The sequence below is a fragment of the Lactobacillus hominis DSM 23910 = CRBIP 24.179 genome, assembly GCF_000296835.1.
Taxonomy (GTDB): domain Bacteria; phylum Bacillota; class Bacilli; order Lactobacillales; family Lactobacillaceae; genus Lactobacillus; species Lactobacillus hominis.
Genome location: NZ_CAKE01000001.1, coordinates 14,420 through 36,380, shown reverse-complemented (window position 1 = coordinate 36,380; position 21,961 = coordinate 14,420). Strand labels below are relative to the sequence as shown.

The following is a 21,961-nucleotide window of genomic DNA, read 5'->3' as shown; positions in this document are numbered from 1 at the left end:
TTCCTCCTAGAACTAACGCTTACGACGATGTCTAAAGAACGGAATGTCGCTTTCATCATCATCGGCATTAGTTTCAATTTGTGAAATACCATTTTGATTGTCAGAATCAAATGAATCGAACTTATCTTGTTGTTCTTGTTTCATTGGTTCTGGACGTTTATTTTCTTGTTTATCTTGTTTCCAAACACTAGTTGGATCTAATAATGAATCTTGATCTTGGCTAGGTGCTTGATCAGTAGCAGGAGCTACATTTTCTTGTTTTTCATTTGGTCTATCTTCAGAATTTACTGTTGAAGTATTTTCTGAATGATGTGGCTCAGCTTGAACCCGACTTCTGCGTCCAGGACGGCTTGGCTGCTTAGAAGCTTCTTCTTCAACTTCTGCATCAATACCAGTAGCAATTACTGTAACTACTACTTCATCGCCTAAATTAGCGTTGATTGAAGTACCAAAGATAATGTTCACTCCATCACCAGCGGCTTTAGAAACAATGTCAGAAGCATCTTGGGCTTCAAACAACGTCAAATCTGGTCCACCAGTAATGTTAAGCAATACTTGCTTAGCACCATCAATTGAAACTTCAAGAAGCGGTGAAGAGATAGCTAATTTAGTAGCTTCTACAGTTCTATTTTCGCCACTTGCACGACCGATACCCATTAAGGCAGCTCCTTGATTCTCCATTACTGTCTTAACATCGGCAAAGTCCAAGTTAACGTAGTCGGTAGAAGTGATCAAATCAGAAATACCTTGCACACCTTGACGCAAAACATTATCTGCTTCTTTGAAGGCATCCATCATTGGAGTCTTCTTATCAACCATTTCTAATAAACGGTTATTTGCAATAATAACTAAAGTATCAACATATTGTTTTAATTGACTAATTCCTTCAGCCGCATTTTTAGAACGCTTAGGTCCTTCGAATGTAAATGGACGAGTGACAACACCAACTGTTAAAGCGCCCGTTTCACGAGCAATCTTAGCAATTACTGGAGCTGCACCGGTACCAGTACCACCGCCCATTCCGGCAGTGATAAAAATCATATCTGCGCCTTTAAGTGAATCTTCAATCGTTTGTTGACTTTCTTCAGCAGCCTTTTGACCTACTTCTGGATGTGAACCTGCGCCTAAACCTCTAGTTAACTTTGGCCCAAGTTGAATCTTGTTTTCAGCCTTATTGCTATTTAATGCTTGCACATCTGTATTGGCTGCGATAAATGATACGCCTTGAACGCCTTCATCTATCATTCGATTAACAGCATTACCACCGGCGCCACCGACACCGATTACTTTAATGACTGCATTTTTGTTGTCATCCGAATCGAAAGTAAAATCCATCTAACTAAACCACCCTTAATTAATCAAAGAATTTCTTAAAGAAATCTCTGAGTCCTTTTTTATTCTTTTTAGTGTCTCTGGCATCCGTGTCAGATTCATGAGCACTTTGTGCCACATTAGTTTTATTATAATCTTCTTTTCTAGTTATTTCACTAGTTGTCTGCGGTCTTTTGAAAAACTTCATCTTTTCTGAATTATTATCTTCAGATATTTTTGGTGTAATCTGACCGCCATAAATTACACTGTTAACCAAATAATCAATATCCGCTAAGCTATAAGCGTATTTTACTACGCCAAAACCCGCGGCATATAAAGGATTTCTTAATCCCATTTGGTCAGGTTGGAAAATTCTAGCTTTAACTTGGAAGTTGTCTTTAACAACGTCATCAGTTCCTTGTAAAGCACTAGAACCACCAGTAATCACAACACCACCTGGCAATTTAAATGCATCATGATCATCTAGGCCATTACCTACTCGGTCTAAAATTTGCTCTAAACGTGCGTTAATAATTTCGCTTAAATATTCTTCATCAATCATTTGCGGTGCGCTTTCGCCCACCACGTTAACTGGAAATTTGTTATCTGTAGAGGTTAAATTTGGGTCAGCGTAGCCAAATTCACGTTTGATTTTTTCAGCTTCGTTTTTTGATGTATTCAAAACTACCGAAATATCATTTGTAATGTCGCTTCCGCCTTCAAGATCGATTGTGGCATATTTAATCTTATTTTCGTGAATCACAGTAGCAGTTGTAGTGCCACCGCCCAAGTCTAAGATAATTGCACCAAAAGTCCTTTCGCCTTCGTCTAAGGCTACGCTAGCAATTGCTAAAGGAGTTGGAACAAAGAAGTTATTCTGATATCCCGCTCTTTCAATTGCTTTTTTAATATTATGCAAATCAGTTGTTGGAGCAGTAAGTAGAATACCGTGTATTTCTAAAGAGTGGGCAATCATTTTTCGAGGATCATCAACATCTGTTCTACCATCAATCAAAAACTTATTAGGTAAAAATGCGATCGGTTCCCAACCCTCTTTTAAAGAAGAGCTAATAGCAGATGAAAGTACACGCTTGACATCGCTATCGCCAACTTCTTGACCTTGTTCACCGATATTGATTAAACCTTTAGCTTCTTCAAGTTGCAATAATCCAACAGGAATTCCAGTTACAACTCGGTAAATCTTTGAATTTGTTTTTTCTGATACTTTTTTCAAAGCAGACGCAATAGCGCTAGCGGTCTGATCAATATCAACGATCTTGCCATGCCGCATCCCTTTAGTTGGAGCGCTAGCTGCTCCAATAACTCTTAATTCATTTGAAGCAGTATCTGCGACAACTGCCTTAATTGAAGTGGTACCAATATCTAATCCCACTAATAAATTAGTTTTATCCAAAATAATGCCCCCACAATTCTACTTTTAGTTAAAATTTTAACATAACATCCATTGATTCGTATAGTTATGGCGCTATTCTTAACCGATTCTTTTCATCATTTGACAAAGGTCTAGAAAATGCACCGATTTCTAAGTCAATTACTGATGGCTGCTTTAGTTGATTCTTGATTTTTTCATAATATTTAATCTTTGATGCAATGGTTGATGTGTTGCCAATCACCACATTATTATCATTCATAACAAAAATAATCTGAGTAGGACGATTTGTTTCACCACTCATCACTTTAATTTGATTTTGAACTTTAACTGGTAGCTTAGAATAAATATCTAAATCTTCTTTCAAAGATGCACGTTTATTATAACCAATAAAAATTGGTTTTTGTTTGTCTATTTCTTTCGCAGATAAAGTCTGACTCCCCACTTTTCCGTTAGCCAAAATCTTACGGTAGTGGTTATCCTTTTCAGAAATATAGCCAATTACTTTTTTTTCTTTAATATTAAAAATTACATTGTTTAAATGACTGGTACTTATTTTAACTGATTCAATTTCAGGAAAAGCAGCACTTAATTTTTGGCTATATTGCTTTTGCTTTAAAAAGGTCCCCAAAACTTTATCTTGGCTATTAATGCCACTTGCTTTTACAATTTGAGAGCTATTTAATTCTGGAGCGCCTTTTATTTGAACACTGGCGACATTAGCCTTAGGTGAAACAAAATATCCTAATATTAAAATAAAACAAACAGAAGTAAAAATAATTACGCCTAGCCTAGTTAAAAGTGCATGTCGCCTTTCAGCTTGCAACTTCTTTAATGAGGCAGAAACTTTGGGATTATTAGGATTATTTTCTTTTGATCGATAATCTAGCCAGCCTGAAAGCTGCTTTTTAGGATCTTTTTTAGTAATCTTTTCTTTAGCCAACTGCCTCACCTCTTACTTTTAACATGGCCTATTTTTTAATTAATGATTCCATTACAGAAATTACTTGATCAGAAGCATCTGGAACACCTAATTTTTTAGATGCTGCACTCATTTTTTGCGCATATTGACTATCTAACAAAATATGATCAATAGATGAAACAAAATTATTAGGGTTTAAATCATCTTCAGAAATTACTAAAGCTGCTCCCGCTTTTTCCATATCCATCGCATTTTTGTATTGATGGTTATGAGTTACATTAGGACTTGGAATTAAAATTACAGGTACGCCTAAAGCAGTAAATTCAGCTAAGCTTGTTGCTCCTGAACGAGATACTACACAAGTCATTTGTGGCAAAAGTCCCGGCATATTGTCAATATAAGGAACTATTTGAACATTAGAATTAATTTTTCTACCAGCAAGTTCTTCTTTGATTTTGCCGTAATATAATTGTCCAGTTGCCCAAATAACCTGGTATGGCTTTTGCTCTAATTCTTTTAAAGACTTCATCACAATTCTATTAATTGCTAAGGCTCCGCGAGAACCACCAAAGATCAATACTGTTGGCACTTCCGGGTTAAGTCCCCATTTTTTAGCAATATCAACTTTTTCTTTATTTAAGCCTAAAACTTGCTGCGAACGTGGATTACCGGTCTTAACTAATTTCTTTTTCTCAGAAAATTGTTTTGCGGCATCGTCAAAAGTGTAACAAACCTTATCAACATAATGAGCTAAGAATTTATTAGCTAAACCAACCACTGAATTAGATTCATGAATCAGCGTTGGTACTTTCATCTTAGCTGCTTCATAAACCATAGCCCCGCATACATAGCCACCTGTTCCGACTACAATATCAGGCTTAAATTCAGTAATTATTTTTTTAGCTTGCTTAGTTGCTTCCAAAAATAACTTTACAGTTTCAAAATTTCTTAAGATATGACGTCGATCAAAACCTTGAACGTTCAAAGTTTCAAATGGAACCCCAGCTGCAGGTACAATTTTAGATTCCAAACCCTTTTTAGTTCCGACAAAAAGAATATCTTCGTTAGTAACTAATTTTCTTTCTTTAAGTCTTTCAATTAACGCCATTATTGGATAAATGTGGCCACCTGTTCCGCCACCTGTAAAAATCACTCTCATAATTATTTGGTCTTTAATTCCTCTATAAATTTAACAAAGAAGTCCCCACGTTGTTCAAAAGTATTAAATTGATCCCATGAAGCACATGCTGGTGAAAATAGGATTACATCGCCTTCATCACTTAATTCATATGCTTTTGGAACTGCTTCTTGTAAGGTATTAACAATCACAATATCTTTGATGGCAGCTTTTCTTGCAGCATCAGCTAATAAATACTTGGTTTCACCGTAAAGAACAATTGCTTTTACGTGCTTCTTAAATAATGGTACCAAATCATCAAACATAAAACCTCGATCAAGACCTCCAGCAATTAAAACTTGTGGCTGTTCAAATGAAGGAATAGCTACTGAAGCAGCTTCAATGTTTGTTGATTTTGAATCATTATAAATCTTGCGACCATTATATGTTTTAACATATTGTAAACGATGTTTAGCACCACTAAATGTAGAAAGTACGCTTTGAATATCTTCGTCGCTTGCACCTAAGATTTTTGAAATTGCAATGGCAACCAAACTGTTTTGTTCATTATGAATACCAGGAATTTTGATTTCTGATTTCTTCATAATTTTGTGATCGTCATGACTTTCCAAATATTCTTTGCCGATATAATAATCAGCTTTTGGATCTGTTTCTGAGAAAGTAATTATCTTAGCTTTAGTTGCAGCCTTTTCTTTTGCAAAAATATCTTTTTGATCAAAGTTAGCTACAAAAAAATCTGAGCTATCTTGACTCTGAGTAACTCTTAATTTTGCTGCAACATAATTATCAAATGTCTTATGGTAGTCAAGGTGAACATTGTTATAAATATCAACAATTGCTGCAACTTTTGGCTTAATATCAGTTACACCCATTAATTGGAAGCTAGAAATTTCTACTACTAACAAATCTTTATCAGTGGCTTTTTCAACTACTTCAGAAATTGGTACCCCAATATTTCCTACTGCATATGCATGATGACCGTCTTTGCTTAAATAATGGTCCATGATTCTTTGTGTGAGCATTACTGTAGTAGTCTTACCATTTGAACCTGTTACGCAGACATATGGCGCCTCGCTTACGCTAAGAGCGACTTCTGGTTCAGTGATAACTGGAACATTTTTTTCTTGAGCTTTTTGCACCATTGGGTTTTCATAAGGAATTCCTGGATTTTTGACTAAATAATCAAATTTTTCTTTATCAAATAAATCAACTGGGTGATGTCCTGAAATTACACGTACGCCTTTTTTTTCAAGTTCTTGTGCATGCTCATTATCTGAAAGATCTTTTTTATCGTTTAAAGTAAGTTTGGCTCCAAGCTTCAAAAGCAATTCGCTAACTGCAAAACCACTCTTTCCTAAACCAAGAACAAGTACATTTTTATCTTCATATGTCTTAACGTGTTTCATTTTTTTATTTTATCTCCAAATGCATAAATAAATAATGCTTCCAACTAAACCAACTAACCAAAATACAATATCGACTTTCCATTCAGACCAACCAAGCATTTCAAAGTGGTGGTGAATAGGCGTCATCTTAAAGATTCTCTTTCCAGTAGTTTGAAAGGAAATAACTTGCAAAATAACGCTTAAAGTTTCTAAAACAAAGACGATTCCGATTAACAATAATGACCAAGGATGATGCAAGAAAATTGCTACTGCAGCAAGTCCGCCACCTAAGGCAAGCGAGCCGGCATCACCCATAAATATTTTAGCTGGTTTGTGGTTAAAAATTAAGAAGCCAACTAAACCACCAATTACACTCAAAGTAAAAATAAGAATGATAACGTTGTTTTGTTTATAAGCTAAATATGCGTATGTACCATAGGCAATGATTGATAAACCAGTAGCTAAACCATCTAATCCATCTGATAAGTTAACAGCATTTGAAAAACCAACTAGCCAAAAGAGTACAAAAATTGAAAATAGAAATACATTTTGAACAACACCCATAAATGGAATGTAAAGTTCAAATGGAAAATGATCAGTGTAAGCAATGAAAATAATTAATGCTGCAATAATTATTTGACCTAATAGTTTTTGCCAAGCTCTTAAACCTAAATTACGTTTAAAGTATAGCTTGATACCATCATCTAAAAAGCCAATCAGGCCGTAACCAAAGAAAGCAATGATTAAAATCCAGCCAACTTTAGTTAAATCTTTTTGCCATAAAGCAACCCAAATTGTAGAAATGATTGCTGCTAAGACAAATACAACTCCTCCCATAGTTGGAGTTCCTGATTTTTTTTCATGCCATTTTGGTCCTTCATCACGAATTTGTTGTCCTTCGTGGTGCATTCTCATAAAACCGATAAATAATGGTAATACTATTACCGTCAGCGCAAAGCTTGAGATAAATGGTATTAAACTATATTGCATTTTTTAGCTCCTTTAATCCTTATTTTAGAGTAACTGATAATTTACTGTTTCTATTAATAACTTGACCTTTTGTGATACTTTGAGATGTAACTTTTTTGCCCGTACCATTAATTGTAATTGGAATTTGGGCACTGCTACTAAAGTTAGCGACATCTTCCTTGCTCCAGCCTTGCATATCTGGACAATAAATTGTGCCGCCAGTAAAGACAAATACTTTATTGCCAGACTCTGTTTTAGCTCCTGCAGCATAAGCTTGACGAATTACGCTTTGTCCTGTTCCGATAATTTCAACATTTAAACCTTCGTTTGCAGCACTTTCTTTTGCTTGGGCAAGCTTTTTATTTGTCAACTGCGGAACCGTAACAACATGTACGCTACTTTGTGACATTGATGAAATTAAACGATTCATAACTGGTTTGAATATTGAAGCAAGGATTGTTTCTGCAGGGTCTGACATCTTTTGTGGCTGGCGCATTGTCAGATATACGCAGTAACGTGGATTATTTGCAGGCGTTAATCCAACAACTGAGAAGATATAGTTGTTAGCTCCTGATAGATAACCGCCTTTTGGTGAGGCAATTTGCGCCGTCCCAGTTTTAACTGCAATGCTCTTGCCTGGCATCTTATAGGCAACACCAGTACCATATTTTGGATTTAAAACATCCTGCATTAATTTTAATGTAGTTTGAGCAGTTTGTTTTGAAAATACTGGTTTGCCTACTTTTTCTTTATGAAACTTAGAAACTACTTTGCCAGATGGAGAAACAATTTTTTCTACAAATTGCGGTTTAAGCATTTGCCCATCATTTGCCAAGGCACTATAAACTTGCATCATTTGCATGACGTTTACAGTTACGCCCTGACCAAATGAAGTAACTGCCCCATCCAGATTAGTTTTAATGTTTACGTAACCTGGATTTTCACCAGGCAAAGTAACGTTAGTTTTCTGACCAATCTTAAACTTGTTAAGATACTCTTTCCAAGTTGCATTGCCCATCTTTTGTTCTAAAGTTGCCATACCGACATTACTTGAACGAGGAAAGGCTTGCGACATCGGGATGCTTCCCCAACCAGACACATTCCAGTCGTGAATCGTTGAACCATTAAGCGTAATTGATCCGGATCTATAGTATTCATTTGGATTATAATGTCCAGATTGAATTGCTGCAGTCATCGACAAAATTTTAAATACAGAACCTGCTTCATATGAATCTTGTACCAAAATATTACGCCAATTTGAATCGAGATTCTTTTTAGTTTCCGGATCAAAAGTAGGTCTTTGTGAAGCAGCTAATATTTTACCAGTTTTTACATCTTCAACAACCGCTGTTAAGCTTTTAGGCTTATATTTATTTTGAACTTTTGTCATCAAATTTTCTAAATAAGACTGCAGTTGCGAATCAAGAGTTAAATAAATGTCGTCGCCATTTTTAGCTGGTTTAAAAGTATGGCTACTATTTGGCATTTGATAATTTTCAGCATCAACAAATGCTTCGCGATAACCATCTTTACCAGACAGCTGCTTATTGAAATATTGCTCAAGTCCCATGGTTCCCACTAAATCATGCTGGCGAGTCTTTTTATTATTTTGCAGCTGAGCAAGACCTACTACGTGAGAAGCAAAAGCACCATTTGGATATAAACGTGATGCAGTTTCCATGAATCTAATTCCAGGCAATTTCATTGCTTCAATTTGCTTGCGCTGTCTCATGGTCAAACCAGATCCTGCTGTCCCAAATTGGACTTGATAAGCTTTATGCTTTGGATTTAAATATTTTAATATTTCTTCTTTACTTAAAGGTAGAACTTCCGATAACTTTTGTGCAGTTTTTGCCTTATTTACTACATACATCGGTTTATTGTTATAAGTAACAGAGCTTTTATCCAAAATAGCATACACCGTATAAGTATGTGAATCTTCTGCAATGGTTAAGCCATTGTGATCATAAATAGAACCACGCGTTGCTTTAAGGACTTCATTGCGACTATAGAGCTGGTTAGTACGCTTGCTTAAGTTTTGTCCTGCAACTTTTTGCGAGATACCAATATATAAAAATCTACCTATAAATACAAGAAAAACCAAAGCCAAGACTATTTGGAGGATTCTCCCCACCGTAAAGCGGTAGCCGTGGGCTTTGGATCTATTTTTGTTTAAATTATTGAATTTTTTCATTAACGGACATTCCTAATATTGCTTTCAATAAGGCGTAAACCTTGTTGTTTAGCAATTTTGTTCATTCGGCTAGTTGATGTTAGTTCGCCGACTTCTTGACGAAGATCGGTATTGTGATTTTGCTTAGAAGTAATAGTTTGTTCTTCTTTGGCTAATGTGTGCTGGGCATTAGTTGAAGCAACGCTGGCTGACACCAACATAGTCATTAAGCCAAGTGTAATCACACTTCCTATAACCATTAACGCCTTTTCTAAGCGGCTCCAGGGAACGCTTTTAGGATTAAGAACTATCGTTTTGCCTGGTTGCTCAGTCTCACGTTGAACGGTCTGTTGATAATTTAAATTTCTTGCTGAGCTATCAGCCATTGCTTTCTCCTTTAAATACTACTATTTATAACTTTTCTGCAACCCTCAACTTGGCACTGTGTGAGCGATTATTTTCCCTTAATTCATCGCTACCTGCCATGATAGGTTTGCGACTCACTAGTCGCAATGTTGGTTTTTCATCAGCTGGAGCCATCGGCATTCCCCGAGGGATCTCAACTTCTGAATATTTTTTAAACATCTTTTTAACGATTTTGTCTTCATGCGACTGAAAAGTGATTACACAAATTCTTCCACCTGGTTTCAAAAGATCAATTGCTTCTTGCAAAGATTCTTTTAAAACATCCATTTCATTATTAACTGCTACTCTAATTGCCTGAAAAGTCTTTTTAGCAGGATGTCCCCCACTTCTTCTTGCAAAGGCAGGAATAGCATCTTTAATAATTTCAACTAAATCAAAAGTTGTAACAATCGGATGATCTTTGCGGCTTTCGACAATCTTTCGAGCAATTTGGCGAGAAAACTTTTCATCACCATACTGATATAAAATATCAGCGATCTCTTTTTGCGACCAAGTATTGACGATTGTGTAAGCATCTAACTCTTGGCTTTGATCCATTCTCATATCTAATCGAGCATTAAAGCGATAAGAGAAGCCGCGTTCTGGTTGATCAAATTGAGGAGAGGAAACTCCAAGATCATAATAAATACCATCAATCCCATCTGAAAAACCTAGCTTTACTAGTTCATCTTTCAAATGACAAAAGTTATCATGAACTAATTCTAACCTCGGCTCACTGTTTTTTGCTAAATTATCTGCAAAGTTCAACTTTGCCGCTGAGATAGCATATTCATCTTGATCAAATCCAACAACAGTTCCTGATTTCAACTTGCTGAGTAAATATCGAGCATGGCCTCCGCCACCAAAAGTTGCGTCTACATAAAGACCATCATTTTTTGGATTTAAATTCTTTATTGTTTCGTGTAAAAGTACACTATAATGCTTGAATTCCATAATTAAAGTTCGATGTCATCCAAGTCTTCAGCGATGTCGTCATAGTTCTCGTTAGCATCTTCAGCAAAATCTGCCCAGCGCTGTGCTGACCAAATTTCAATTCGATCTGAGACGCCAACGATCACACATTCTTTTTCAAGTCCAGCATGCGTTTTTAGCGTCGTGGTCAGATTGACACGTCCTTGCTTGTCGAACTCCGTTTCCATCGCACCTGAGTAAAAAAGTCTCGTAAACTTACGAGCACTTCTCTTCGTCAGGGGAAGTTTGGCTAACTTAGCTTCGATTTTTTGCCATTCTGGTAAAGGATAGCCAAAAATACAGCCCTCCATGCCACGAGTAAATACTACGTTTTCACCAATCTGGTCTCTGAATTTAGCTGGTATAATCAGCCGACCTTTACTGTCCAGATTGTGATGATACTCACCCATGAACATGGTCTAGCCCCCTTTCCAATGAATAATTTACCACAAATCACCACTTTCTACCACAAGATTACCCAATTTTTTTCTTATTATACTATTTATTTTTTCCACTAATTATTTTGCAAAAATAAAAAGGCTGATATCTCAACGATTACAGCCTTTCAGTATTTATTATTATATTGTGGTAAATGGTGGGGAAAGTTATTAAATTATTACTAAGATTAACAAACCCACATACCAGAAAATTGAACATGCAGTCAGATAGTTCCACAAAACACGAATAGTTTTTCCTAGAGAAATATTTTTATTTTCAATAGCAATTCGCACAGCAATAATAATTACTAACACAAAATATAGCAAAAAACCATATGGCAAAAAAGATGGTTTATGATTTTGCGCTGTAATCATCTGACAAGCAGCAACAAAGAAGAATGGCAAGACGTCGTATCCTCTAAATTTTGCCTTCGGAAACACACGTGCAACTAGCGCTGCAAATGCTAGACCGATAATAGGTAACAAAAAAATCCAAATTAACTGCATAATTTTCCTCCATTCACTTTATTTTACATTATTTTGTTAGACATAAATATTAAATTGCAAAACTTTATCTGCTAAGCTAGAATAAAAGCATTATAGGAGGTTTTGGCATGCGCAAGAAAAAGAAAAAATCTGGTTTTCAAAAATTAACTATCGTAATGGCATGGCTAATGGCAATTATTACTTTATTCGGTGTCTTTGCGGTAGGTCTTCAATATTTAATTCAATAGCAAAAAAATAAAGGGATGTCATATCAAATGACATCCCTTTTAATATGGTGTGCGCTTATCTAAGAATGGGTATTTTTCTACTAGCCAAACCCAAAATGCATATGTGATTAAAAAGATAATTAAACACATTATTAAACTTGGCAAAAATGACTTTACTAAGTCTAAAGTAGAAACGCTAATCACTCCTACTGCATTGCAGACTAGAAAAACATAAATATCCACTAGCAAATAAGCTAATAAACTAACAATTAATCTTGAAATAAATATTTCTGGTAAAAATCTAGCAACTTTTTCGCTTAAAAAGCAAATTGCTGGAAAAATTACAGTATAGACACCAATAAATCCCATATAAAAGACATCTGCAATTAATCCAATTCCTAAACTAAGCCAGACATTATCAATATTTTGGTCATCGCAAAGTCCAATTAAGACAATACCCACTACCGTAAACCAACAAGCAGCTCCGCCAAATCCATGAAATAAAATGCTCTGCAGACGAAAACTACAAATGCCATCAAGAATTAAAGCAGCAAATAAGGCAATTGCAACATACCAGCGTCGTAATATATTCATCAGTCTTCCACCTTCCTGCGAATGACTGAAACAATAGAAGGATCGTTTAAATTACCAGCAGGATTTATTTGAATCACGTCAGACAATCCAAAACTATCTCTAGTTGTCTTTTGAACTGTCCCTACTAACAAACCTTTAGGTGATCTTCCACCCATACCGCTTGTATATACACGTGTGCCCTTTTTTAGTCTTCTACCATCAACAACTTGAGTAAAGGTCAATTGACTATCGCCATTTACAGAAATAATACCGTGGACCATTTTGCCGTTGCTGCTTTTTGCTTGAACAGAAAAGCGGTTTGCAGATTTATCAGTTGAGGTAATTAACTCAACTTTTGAACTAGTAGCACTTACTTCAATAATTCGACCAATCAATCCACCACCGCACATTACAGCCATATTTTTTTGAACTCCTGCACGTGAACCTTGGTCAATAACTAAAATATCAGACCAAGTATCAGGAGCCCGAGAAATAACTGACCCATTAATAATGTCATAATCAGAAAGTGTACTCTTTAATTTTAAAGCAGCTTTTAATTGACTGTTTTCTGATTCCAAAGTATTATTGCGAGCTTTTGTTTGACCTAAATCGTCGACTTGCTTTTTGAGATGGTCATTTTCTTGTTGAGTATTCAATAAGTCTTGAACATTGCTTACTCCGCCAGTTACCAAATTGAGAGGCCAATTCACCATCTGAGTCATGATTGTAACTGTATCATTGCCCATCTTTTGGATAAATAATGGTGTATTTCGACGATTACGCATGCGCACTGTTATGGAAAGAATGCTCAAAATTGCAATGATGACTACAAAAATTGTCAAGACTTTTTTATTTCTAAAAAATTTTTTCATTTGAGTTATTTTCCTAATAAGAAAAGGCCGGCTTTATTCCGACCTCTTAATAATTAACGTCTTTTACGCATTACTTCAATGTTCTTAAGAGATTCACCGGTTCCGATAGCAACACAGTCAAGTGGATCTTGTGCAATAAATACAGGAACCTTTGTTGCGTCAGAAATTACTTCAGGTAAATTCTTTAACAAAGCTCCACCACCTGTTAAAACGATTCCGTGATCAATAACATCAGCAGCAATTTCAGGGGAAGTTTCTTCTAAAGTTTCTTTAATAGCAACGATGATGTTTTGTACTACTTCTTGAATAGCTTTAGAAACATCTTCTGCATCAACATCGATTGATTTTGGTAAACCAGTTACCAAATCACGACCTCTGATATTCATAGATTCAATTTCTTTTGCCTTTTCAACTGAAGCAGAAGCAATTTGAATCTTGATTGTTTCAGCTGTTCTTTCACCAATTAACAAGTTAAAGTTTTGGTGAATGTAAGTAGAAATAGCACTGTTGAACTTATCGCCAGCCATTCTAGTTGATCTAGAAGAAACAATACCACCTAATGAAATAGTAGCAACATCAGTAGTACCACCACCAATATCAACAACCATTGAACCAGTAGGATCCATAACTGGAAGTCCTGCACCAATAGCTGCAGCAAATGGTTCTTCAATAACGTATGCTTCACGGGCGCCTGCTACGCGAGCTGCATCGATAACTGCTCTTTTTTCAACTTCAGTTACGCCTGAAGGAACACAGATCATAGCAGCTGGCTTAGAATTACCGACTGTTTTTTCCATAAAGTACTTAAGCATTGCAGCAGTAGTATCGTAATCAGCAATTACACCATCTTTCATTGGACGGATTGCTCTAATAGTTCCAGGAGTTCTACCGATCATTTCTTTAGCTTCAGAACCTACGGCAATAATTTCTCCAGTTTGTGTATTTTTGGCTACTACTGAAGGCTCGCGCAATACGATTCCCTTACCTTCAATATATACCAGGGTATTGGCTGTTCCCAAATCAATACCAATATTCTTTGAACCTAATCCAAACACACCAAATCTCTCCTTAATTAGTTATTTTCATGATTTAAAAAGTGCCTAAATCGTCTTTATTTAGTCCTTGATATTATAGCATACAAAATCCAATCTTAAGAGATGGCTTTTAGACTTTATAAACCTTTAAAGAAGTTGTGACTCTCTAAAACTTAAATATGAGCTGTCAGAAACAATAAAATGATCCATAAATTGAATCCCCATCATCTTGCTTGCATCGCTAATTTGCTTAGTAATTTTAAGGTCTTGAGGCGACGGAGCCGTGTCGCCGCTAGGATGGTTATGCACCACAAAAAATGACGCACAATTGTATATTAGCGCCCATCTAAAAATATCTCTAGGATGGACGACAGCTTTATTTAAAGTGCCCTGAAAGATCAATTTTTCAGCGATAATTTTATTTTTTGAATCTAAATAAATCCCGTAAAGTTGTTCTTGATTTTGACCGCTTAATTTATTGGTTAAGTAATATCCGACTTGCGAAGAAGACATAAATCTTTCTAAATTGCCGGTATTTAACGCTTTAATTCTTTTGATAAAAATTTGCGCCCAAATTGCTAATCTATCATCGCATTTACTGCCTGTACAATAATTCCAAAAATCTACAAAATTTTTAATATTATTTTGATCTAAAAAATCTTGAAACTGAATAAAGTCCTTAATTTCTTTTTGTTCAAGAATTTCGCGTAATTCACTAACTAATTGACGATCGCTTTGTAATAAATAGTGTTTTGCTTTTAATTTATCCATATTTAAACCTCCACTATTTATTACACTAACTTTAATTTATTTTATTTATTACTTCATAAAAATCCTTACAAATTAGAGCATGCTTTTTGTCATTTTCACTAGCAGGTTTTAAATCAGGCACCATAATGCAGTCTAATCCAGCGCTAGCAGCTGCTTGCACGCCAGTACTTGAATCTTCAAAAACTAACAATTCATCTTTAGCTAAATCCATTTTTTCTTGAGCTAATAAATAAATATCTGGCGCAGGCTTAGGCTGAAGTTTATCTTGCAAAACATCTTTATAGCTCAAATGAAAAGAAAAATAGTTTCTGATTCCTGTTACCCATAAAAATTTTTGCACATATTCATCATAATTACTTGAAGCAATCGACATCTTTAAATGATTTTGATCAAAAAAATCTAATGCTTCTTGCACGCCAGGGCGCAATTTTAATTTACCTTCATCAGCCCATTGCCAAACTAATTCATCTGTTCTTTTGATGAACTGGTCGCGCAATTTAATTGTTTTAAAGTATTTATGATAAAAATTCTCCATATCTTTGGCACTTGAACCAACTAATTTTAAATATGAATCTTCTGGGATACTCAAATCATATTCTTTGGCTGCTTGAATGTTAGCTTGCCAATATAAATGCTCAGAATTAACTAACAAACCATCCATATCAAAAATTAAACCATTGATCTCTTCTTTTAGGCCTTTAACTCTCATCTATGCCTCCAATAATTTAAAAGGGCTCCTACTAGATAAAATGAACCAGTGACTACAAGTACTTCATCATCTTGCAATTCATTTACCAGTTGATCAAATAACTTTTTATAATCTTCATCATAAATCGCTTTTTGTTTGATTGCATCTTTAAAATCTTCCCACTTAGCTGCGCGCGGATAGTCAATCCGCGTTAAATATAATTGGTCCTGGGGATTAAATAAAGCAAGAACTTCTTTTAGATCTTTATCTTTCATCATCCCTACTAGAAATTTATACTTTTTAGCAGGCAGCTCGTGCACATAATTAAGCAGCTGAGTAATTGCTTGAATATTATGCGCTCCATCCAAAATAATCAATGGTTTTTTTTGAATTACATCAAAGCGACCGGGAATTTGCGTATTATTAAGTGCCTCTTGCACTTTTTTAGGACTTAAAGATAAATGCAATAACTTAAATACCCTGTAGGCCACTGCTAAATCATAACTTTCAGATCTAGGTCGTTTGTCAAAAATCATTTTTTCATCTTGATCTTGATAAACGATATTTTTCTGATCGCTCACAACAAAATCTTTGCCTAATAAATAAACTGATGCACTTTCTTTTTTTGCCTTATCTATCAAAATATCCAAAACGCTGTCTGGAACATTTCCTAAAACTACCGGAACACGTGGCTTAATTACACCGCTTTTTTCTCGGGCAATATCTTCGATAGTCGGACCAATAATTTTCTCGTGATCTAAGCCAACAGTCGTAATAATACTTACTTCAGGCGTAATCACGTTAGTTTTATCATGTTGTCCACCAATACCAACTTCGATAACAGCATAATCGCATTTTTTGTAAGAAAAATACCAAAATGCTAGTGCTGTTTCAAATTCAAAAGTAACCAAATTAAACTTCGGATCTGCTTTCTTTAATTCGGTAACTGCATTAGATATGGCATTATAACCCTTGATCAGGTCGCTATCGCTAATTTGTTCATTATTTAACTGAATTCTCTCATTAAATCTTTCAACATATGGTGAAACAAAAAGACCGGTTTTACAACCGGCCTTTTTTATTAAATTTGAAAGATAATAAGAAGTCGACCCCTTGCCATTAGTGCCAGTTATATGAATTGTTTTGACCTTATCTTGCGGATTATCAAGAAAAGCTAAAACTTTCTTGATATAAGATAAATCGTTTTTTTCATGCAATCGTGGCAAAGTTTCAATATTATGAATAACTTCTTGTACTTGCATTAATTAGTTGCTTTCTTTCAATTCTTTAATTCTATCACGAACGCCTGCTAATTGACTTTCGTAATCAGCTTGCTTTTCTTTTTCCTTATTGACAACAGCTTCTGGAGCATGTGCTACGAAGCCTTGATTTGAAAGCTTCTTCTTAGCACGTTCAACTTCTGCTTCAAGACGCTTTTCTTCTTTTTCCATCTTAGCCAATTCTTCGTCAACATTCACTAATTCGGTGAGTGGTACAAATACTTGAGCCCCTGGAATAACGGCAGTCTTAGCAAGTTTTGGTGCTTCGATATTGCTTGAAACTTCCAACTTCTTTGGGTGTAAGAAGTTTTCTACGTAATCTGCGTTTTCATCTAAGATATGCTTGTTTGCTTCATCGTCTAATTGAATCATGATGTCGATTTGACTAGACATTGGAGCGTTAACTTCCATACGGATGTTACGTACTGCTTTAATAATTTCGATCAAGAATGCCATATCGCTGTCTGCTTGCTTGTTTTCAAATTCAGCATGAACTTCAGGATATTTAGCAATCATGATGGACTTGCCTTCATGAGGCATTGAAAGCCATAATTTTTCAGTAACAAATGGCATAATTGGGTGCATCAAACGCAAGATTTGATCAAGAATCCAAATTAAGTTTTCTTGTTTTCTAGTCTTTAATTCTTCATCATCACCATTTAAAGCAACCTTAGAAATTTCAATATACCAATCACAAAAGTCGTTCCAGATAAAGTTGTATAATTCACGACCTGCTTCACCAAACTTATACTCATCAAACAAACGAGTAACTTCACCAACAGTATGGTTCAAACGGTCAAAAATCCAGCTATCTGCTAAGTCAAACTTAGAAACATCTGGCATATGAGCAGGTTTTGCATCTGCAGGCAAGTTCATAATTACAAAACGACTTGCATTCCAAATCTTGTTAATAAAGTTCCAAGCTGCGGCTAACTTCTTAGGATCGTAACGGGTATCTTGACCAGGAGCAGTACCGTTTAATAAGAACCAGCGCAAAGCATCAGCACCATATTTATCAACAACATCCATTGGGTCAACACCATTGCCTAATGACTTACTCATCTTACGACCTTGTTCATCACGCATTAATCCGTGCAAAACAACATCGTTAAATGGACGTTTTTGCGTAAAGTGCAAACCTTGGAAAATCATTCTGGATACCCAGAAGAAAATAATGTCGTAACCAGTAACTAAAGTATTAGTTGGAAAGTAGCGCTTAAAGTCTGGACTATCAGTATCTGGCCAGCCTAAAGTTGAAAATGGCCATAAGGCACTTGAAAACCAAGTATCTAAAACATCTGGATCTTGCTGCCAGTTTTCAATATCTTTAGGAGCCTCTTCGCCAACGTAAGTTTCACCAGTCTTCTTGTTGTACCAAGCTGGAATTCTGTGGCCCCACCATAACTGACGAGAAATTACCCAGTCATGAACATCTTCCATCCAGTGATTTAAAGTTTGTTCAAATCTTTCTGGCACAAAGTTAACTTTGCCATCAGTCTTTTGATTTTTAAGAACTTGCTCAGCAAGTGGCCTCATCTTAACGAACCATTGCTTAGAAAGTCTTGGTTCAACTTGTACGCCAGAACGTTCTGAGTGACCAACTGAGTGAACAATTGGTTCAACCTTAATTAAATAGTCTTCTTTTTCAAGGTCTTCAACTAAAGCTTTACGTGCTTCAAAACGATCCATGCCAGCGTATTTGCCAGCTTCTTCATTCATAGTGCCGTTATCGTTCATAACATTGATTCTTTCAAGGTTGTGACGATTACCTACTTGGAAATCGTTAGGGTCATGAGCTGGTGTAATCTTAACTAAACCAGTACCAAATTCTGGATCTACGTGTTGATCTTCAATAATTGGAATATGACGACCAACTAGTGGCAAGATCAATTCTTTGCCAACAATATCTTTGTAGCGTTCATCCCCAGGAGCAACTGCAACAGCAGTATCACCAAACATGGTTTCTGGACGAGTAGTAGCAATTTCTACATAACCTGAACCATCAGCAAATGGATACTTGATGTGGTAAAAAGCACCCTTGTCATCTTTGTGAATAACTTCAATATCACTTAATGCAGTTTGTAATTCTGGGTCCCAGTTAATAATGTATTCACCACGGTAAATCAAGCCCTCATTGTAAAGTTGAACAAAGACTTTCTTTACAGCTTTTGACAAACCTTTATCAAGAGTGAATCTTTCACGTGAGTAATCAAGAGATAGACCCATCTTAGCCCATTGTCCCTTGATAATATTTGCGTATTCATCTTTCCATTCCCAAACTTGCTTAACGAAAGCCTCACGCCCCATTTGGTGACGATCTTTGCCTTGCTTACGCAATTTTGCTTCAACTTTAGCTTGAGTAGCAATACCCGCATGATCCATTCCTGGTAAGTAAAGCGTGTCATAGCCTTGCATACGCTTAAAACGAATCAAAGTATCTTGAATTGCTGTATCCCATGCATGTCCCAAGTGCAACTTACCAGTTACGTTTGGTGGTGGGATTACGATTGAATAGGGATGAGCTTTTTTATCGCCAGATGGCTTAAATAAGTCTTCATCCAACCATTCTTGGTATCTGCCTTTTTCGACTTCATTTGGATCATATTTTGGCGCTAAATCCGTCATTAAAATCTGCCTCCATAAAAAAAGTCCTAGACAAAATGTCTAGGACGAAAATTTTCCGCGGTACCACCTAAATTAAATAGAATTAATTCTATTTCTCTTTAAAGCGATAACGGTGCTATATCCGAATAAACTTACTATTAATTCAGTAAATTAGCAGTTAAGCTACAAACTATCTTCCAGCCTTTCAGCAAGATGGCCTTTCTCTGTTAATGAAGCTAGTACCTCTTAACTTTTGCTTTGTTTTTGATTATAGCATGAAAAAAATAGATATTAAAGTTCAATGAGCAAACTTATTGCGATTTTGGCTATGCTTTATTTTTTAATCCAGCTAATTCTTCATCTGTTAGCTCGCGATATTGTCCACGTTGCAAACTATCGTCTAATTTTAAGCTGCCCATGGATAATCTTTTTAACTCGACTACCTGCATCCCTAAACTTGCAAACATTCTTTTAATTTGATGATATTTACCTTCGCTAATTGTAATCTCAATTTCACTGCTATCTCTATCAATATCTTGCTTTAAAATTTCGAGCTTGGCAGGTTTTAATTGCGTTCCATCGCCCAATTCAAGCCCCTCTGCAAATTTATTTACTGTATTTTCATCAGCTACTCCAGCAATCTTTGCCCAGTAAACTTTATCAACGTGTTTGTTTGGTGCGAGCAATTCATGAGTAAACTGACCGTCATTAGTGATAATTAATAGCCCCGTCGTATCTTTATCCAGCCGGCCAACGGGAGCTAAATTTTGATATTGATCTTTTTTATCTAATAAATCAATTACTGTTTTTTGGTGGAAATCTTCAGTCGCGGACAAAACTCCTTTAGGCTTATTCATCAAAAAGTAATGATATTTTTGGTAGCTAATTTTTTGATCGCCGACCATCACATTATCGTCTTCTTGAACTTGCATTTTAGGAGTCTTAATAATTGCATCATTTACAGAAACCATACCAGCCTTAATTAATTTATGTACTTCTTTTCTCGAGCCAACGTTCATATTGGCTAGGTATTTATCAATTCTCATGTTTTTTACCTTTTTAACAAAAAAAGCTAGCAGTTTCTGCTAACTCTTTTATTTTTACAATAAATCTAGGTCGATTTGTGCCTGATCGTCTAAGAACTTTTGGTTAGGATATATTGGAGTAACTTCAATTCCATCCATTGCTCTTTGAATAAGACCTTCAACGTCCAATCTTGCTTCTAGCTTTCTAGCTTCATCAAGTTTTGGCTTAGTCTTAGGGCGAGGCGGGGCAAAAATTGTACAGCAGTCTTCAAATGGCTTGATTGATAAATCAAAAGTGCCAATTTCTTCAGCTAAACGAATGATTTCAGTCTTATCCATTGTAGCAACTGGACGAATTACCGGCGTAGTTGTTACGTCATTAATTGCAACCATTGATTCTAGCGTTTGAGAAGCAACTTGACCAACGGATTCACCATTAAAGATTGCAAGTCCGCCACGTTTTGCGCGAATGCGATCAGCTAATTGTAGCATGAAACGACGCTGAATAGTCATCAAGTAGCCTTCAGGTAATTTTTCTTTGATTTGTTCTTGAATTTCAGCAAACGGTACAGCAATGAAATTGATTTTTCCACTGTAATTTGCCAAAATTCCAGTCAATTCTTTAGCCTTAGCTAAAGCTTTATCACTAGTGTAAGGAGGACTAAAGAAGTGAACCATTTCAATTTCAACACCACGCTTTAAAGCTAAGTATGAAGAAACTGGTGAATCAATTCCGCCAGATAGCATCATCATTGCTTTGCCTGCAGTACCTACTGGCATACCGCTAGCGCCTTTAATCAATTGGTTAGAAATATAAATGGCATCTTTTCTAACTTCAATGCGTAATACTAAGTCCGGCTTTTTCATCTTAACTTTTAAGTTAGGCATATTATCAAAAAGATAATCGCCCACCATCATATTCAATTGATTAGTATCATATTCAAAATCGTGGTCGCTACGACGCGTATTAACTTTAAAAGTCATGCCATCTTGATAGGTAGCTTGCATAAGCTCTAAAGAAGTCTTTTTAATTGCGTCAAGAGTCTTTTCCACTTTAATAGTTGGGGAATATGTCTGAATACCAAACACCCGCTTTAAACGGCTATCAATTTCTTCAAAAGGCGCACCATTTAAAACGATGTGCATTCTATCATGCTTAGGATGAATTTCTACTTCAGGAAAATCATTCAATAAACGCGTAATATTGCCTGCTAAACGACCAATAAAGTCCTTTCTGTTTTTTCCTTTAGTAGAAAGTTCACCATAGCGAACCATCACTTCTGTATATTTCATTTTTTC

At 35.8% G+C, this 21,961-nt stretch carries 21 protein-coding genes; 1 reads left to right on the top strand and 20 read right to left on the bottom strand.

Translation table 11 applies throughout. The annotated features are described in order from the left end of the window. Positions 1–12: 12 nt before the first annotated feature. The 11 genes from ftsZ to BN55_RS00130 form a co-directional block, all read right to left on the bottom strand. On the bottom strand, positions 13–1,335 hold the full coding sequence (ftsZ, locus tag BN55_RS00180) for a cell division protein FtsZ (protein WP_008469463.1): 1,323 nt from the start codon (positions 1,333–1,335) through the stop codon (positions 13–15). Between the two features lie 19 nt (positions 1,336–1,354). Then, positions 1,355–2,725, bottom strand: a complete 1,371-nt coding sequence (gene ftsA / locus BN55_RS00175) for a cell division protein FtsA (protein ID WP_008469462.1) — start codon at positions 2,723–2,725, stop codon at positions 1,355–1,357. Between the two features lie 64 nt (positions 2,726–2,789). Further along, positions 2,790–3,644 (bottom strand): cell division protein FtsQ/DivIB, encoded by an 855-nt coding sequence (locus tag BN55_RS00170; RefSeq protein ID WP_008469461.1) that lies wholly within the window; start codon positions 3,642–3,644, stop codon positions 2,790–2,792. A 28-nt stretch (positions 3,645–3,672) separates the two neighbouring features. Continuing rightward, the gene (gene murG / locus BN55_RS00165; protein WP_008469460.1) at positions 3,673–4,782 is read right to left on the bottom strand and encodes an undecaprenyldiphospho-muramoylpentapeptide beta-N-acetylglucosaminyltransferase; all 1,110 of its coding nucleotides are present in this window, start codon (positions 4,780–4,782) and stop codon (positions 3,673–3,675) included. A gap of 2 nt (positions 4,783–4,784) precedes the next feature. After that, positions 4,785–6,167, bottom strand: a complete 1,383-nt coding sequence (gene murD, locus BN55_RS00160; protein ID WP_008469459.1) for a UDP-N-acetylmuramoyl-L-alanine--D-glutamate ligase — start codon at positions 6,165–6,167, stop codon at positions 4,785–4,787. Between the two features lie 9 nt (positions 6,168–6,176). Beyond that, entirely contained in the window at positions 6,177–7,136 is a 960-nt protein-coding gene (gene mraY / locus BN55_RS00155; protein ID WP_008469458.1) for a phospho-N-acetylmuramoyl-pentapeptide-transferase, read from the bottom strand. Between the two features lie 19 nt (positions 7,137–7,155). Then, positions 7,156–9,309, bottom strand: coding sequence for a penicillin-binding protein (locus BN55_RS00150; RefSeq protein WP_008469457.1), 2,154 nt, complete (start codon positions 9,307–9,309; stop codon positions 7,156–7,158). Further along, on the bottom strand, positions 9,309–9,674 hold the full coding sequence (gene ftsL / locus BN55_RS00145) for a cell division protein FtsL (RefSeq protein WP_008469456.1): 366 nt from the start codon (positions 9,672–9,674) through the stop codon (positions 9,309–9,311). The genes BN55_RS00150 and ftsL overlap by 1 nt, the downstream gene beginning before the upstream one ends. A gap of 25 nt (positions 9,675–9,699) precedes the next feature. Beyond that, positions 9,700–10,647 (bottom strand): 16S rRNA (cytosine(1402)-N(4))-methyltransferase RsmH, encoded by a 948-nt coding sequence (rsmH, locus tag BN55_RS00140; RefSeq protein ID WP_008469455.1) that lies wholly within the window; start codon positions 10,645–10,647, stop codon positions 9,700–9,702. A gap of 2 nt (positions 10,648–10,649) precedes the next feature. Next, positions 10,650–11,081, bottom strand: coding sequence for a division/cell wall cluster transcriptional repressor MraZ (gene mraZ / locus BN55_RS00135; protein WP_008469454.1), 432 nt, complete (start codon positions 11,079–11,081; stop codon positions 10,650–10,652). A gap of 192 nt (positions 11,082–11,273) precedes the next feature. Then, positions 11,274–11,609: a DUF3397 domain-containing protein gene (locus BN55_RS00130; protein ID WP_008469453.1), complete on the bottom strand. Its 336-nt coding sequence runs from the start codon at positions 11,607–11,609 to the stop codon at positions 11,274–11,276. 107 nt (positions 11,610–11,716) lie between these two features. On the opposite strand from BN55_RS00130, the gene BN55_RS09650 reads away from it, so the two are divergent. Next, positions 11,717–11,836 carry a DUF4044 domain-containing protein gene (locus BN55_RS09650; RefSeq protein WP_008469452.1) on the top strand — a complete coding sequence of 40 codons (120 nt, stop codon included), beginning with the start codon at positions 11,717–11,719 and terminating at the stop codon, positions 11,834–11,836. Positions 11,837–11,875: 39 nt separating this feature from the next. On the opposite strand, the gene mreD is transcribed toward BN55_RS09650, so the two are convergent. From mreD to thiI, 9 genes are all read right to left on the bottom strand, one after another. Further along, on the bottom strand, positions 11,876–12,409 hold the full coding sequence (gene mreD, locus BN55_RS00125; protein WP_008469451.1) for a rod shape-determining protein MreD: 534 nt from the start codon (positions 12,407–12,409) through the stop codon (positions 11,876–11,878). Beyond that, positions 12,409–13,260 (bottom strand): rod shape-determining protein MreC, encoded by an 852-nt coding sequence (gene mreC / locus BN55_RS00120; RefSeq protein ID WP_008469450.1) that lies wholly within the window; start codon positions 13,258–13,260, stop codon positions 12,409–12,411. The genes mreD and mreC overlap by 1 nt, the downstream gene beginning before the upstream one ends. Before the next feature lie 53 nt (positions 13,261–13,313). After that, positions 13,314–14,315, bottom strand: a complete 1,002-nt coding sequence (locus tag BN55_RS00115; protein WP_008469449.1) for a rod shape-determining protein — start codon at positions 14,313–14,315, stop codon at positions 13,314–13,316. A 126-nt stretch (positions 14,316–14,441) separates the two neighbouring features. Continuing rightward, a complete protein-coding gene (locus BN55_RS00110) occupies positions 14,442–15,065 on the bottom strand; it encodes a JAB domain-containing protein (RefSeq protein WP_008469448.1) in 624 nt (207 codons plus the stop codon). A gap of 31 nt (positions 15,066–15,096) precedes the next feature. Next, positions 15,097–15,774, bottom strand: a complete 678-nt coding sequence (locus tag BN55_RS00105) for an HAD family hydrolase (protein WP_008469447.1) — start codon at positions 15,772–15,774, stop codon at positions 15,097–15,099. Then, positions 15,771–17,015 (bottom strand): bifunctional folylpolyglutamate synthase/dihydrofolate synthase, encoded by a 1,245-nt coding sequence (locus BN55_RS00100; RefSeq protein WP_008469446.1) that lies wholly within the window; start codon positions 17,013–17,015, stop codon positions 15,771–15,773. The genes BN55_RS00105 and BN55_RS00100 overlap by 4 nt, the downstream gene beginning before the upstream one ends. 3 nt (positions 17,016–17,018) lie before the next feature. Beyond that, entirely contained in the window at positions 17,019–19,658 is a 2,640-nt protein-coding gene (locus BN55_RS00095; protein ID WP_008469445.1) for a valine--tRNA ligase, read from the bottom strand. A 305-nt stretch (positions 19,659–19,963) separates the two neighbouring features. Beyond that, the gene (locus BN55_RS00090) at positions 19,964–20,683 is read right to left on the bottom strand and encodes a pseudouridine synthase (protein ID WP_008469443.1); all 720 of its coding nucleotides are present in this window, start codon (positions 20,681–20,683) and stop codon (positions 19,964–19,966) included. A 54-nt stretch (positions 20,684–20,737) separates the two neighbouring features. Next, positions 20,738–21,955, bottom strand: coding sequence for a tRNA uracil 4-sulfurtransferase ThiI (thiI, locus tag BN55_RS00085; RefSeq protein ID WP_008469441.1), 1,218 nt, complete (start codon positions 21,953–21,955; stop codon positions 20,738–20,740). Positions 21,956–21,961 lie beyond the last annotated feature (6 nt).

Excerpts from the sequence above, each read along its gene's own strand:
- ftsZ (WP_008469463.1), bottom strand. The coding sequence starts at position 1,335 with ATGGATTTTACTTTCGATTCGGATGACAACAAAAATGCAGTCATTAAA.
- murG (WP_008469460.1), bottom strand. The coding sequence starts at position 4,782 with ATGAGAGTGATTTTTACAGGTGGCGGAACAGGTGGCCACATTTATCCA.
- murD (WP_008469459.1), bottom strand. The coding sequence starts at position 6,167 with ATGAAACACGTTAAGACATATGAAGATAAAAATGTACTTGTTCTTGGT.
- mraY (WP_008469458.1), bottom strand. The coding sequence starts at position 7,136 with ATGCAATATAGTTTAATACCATTTATCTCAAGCTTTGCGCTGACGGTA.
- BN55_RS00150 (WP_008469457.1), bottom strand. The coding sequence starts at position 9,309 with ATGAAAAAATTCAATAATTTAAACAAAAATAGATCCAAAGCCCACGGC.
- ftsL (WP_008469456.1), bottom strand. The coding sequence starts at position 9,674 with ATGGCTGATAGCTCAGCAAGAAATTTAAATTATCAACAGACCGTTCAA.
- rsmH (WP_008469455.1), bottom strand. The coding sequence starts at position 10,647 with ATGGAATTCAAGCATTATAGTGTACTTTTACACGAAACAATAAAGAAT.
- mraZ (WP_008469454.1), bottom strand. The coding sequence starts at position 11,081 with ATGTTCATGGGTGAGTATCATCACAATCTGGACAGTAAAGGTCGGCTG.
- BN55_RS00130 (WP_008469453.1), bottom strand. The coding sequence starts at position 11,609 with ATGCAGTTAATTTGGATTTTTTTGTTACCTATTATCGGTCTAGCATTT.
- BN55_RS09650 (WP_008469452.1), top strand. The coding sequence starts at position 11,717 with ATGCGCAAGAAAAAGAAAAAATCTGGTTTTCAAAAATTAACTATCGTA.
- mreD (WP_008469451.1), bottom strand. The coding sequence starts at position 12,409 with ATGAATATATTACGACGCTGGTATGTTGCAATTGCCTTATTTGCTGCT.
- mreC (WP_008469450.1), bottom strand. The coding sequence starts at position 13,260 with ATGAAAAAATTTTTTAGAAATAAAAAAGTCTTGACAATTTTTGTAGTC.
- BN55_RS00110 (WP_008469448.1), bottom strand. The coding sequence starts at position 15,065 with ATGGATAAATTAAAAGCAAAACACTATTTATTACAAAGCGATCGTCAA.
- BN55_RS00105 (WP_008469447.1), bottom strand. The coding sequence starts at position 15,774 with ATGAGAGTTAAAGGCCTAAAAGAAGAGATCAATGGTTTAATTTTTGAT.
- BN55_RS00100 (WP_008469446.1), bottom strand. The coding sequence starts at position 17,015 with ATGCAAGTACAAGAAGTTATTCATAATATTGAAACTTTGCCACGATTG.
- BN55_RS00095 (WP_008469445.1), bottom strand. The coding sequence starts at position 19,658 with ATGACGGATTTAGCGCCAAAATATGATCCAAATGAAGTCGAAAAAGGC.
- BN55_RS00090 (WP_008469443.1), bottom strand. The coding sequence starts at position 20,683 with ATGAGAATTGATAAATACCTAGCCAATATGAACGTTGGCTCGAGAAAA.
- thiI (WP_008469441.1), bottom strand. The coding sequence starts at position 21,955 with ATGAAATATACAGAAGTGATGGTTCGCTATGGTGAACTTTCTACTAAA.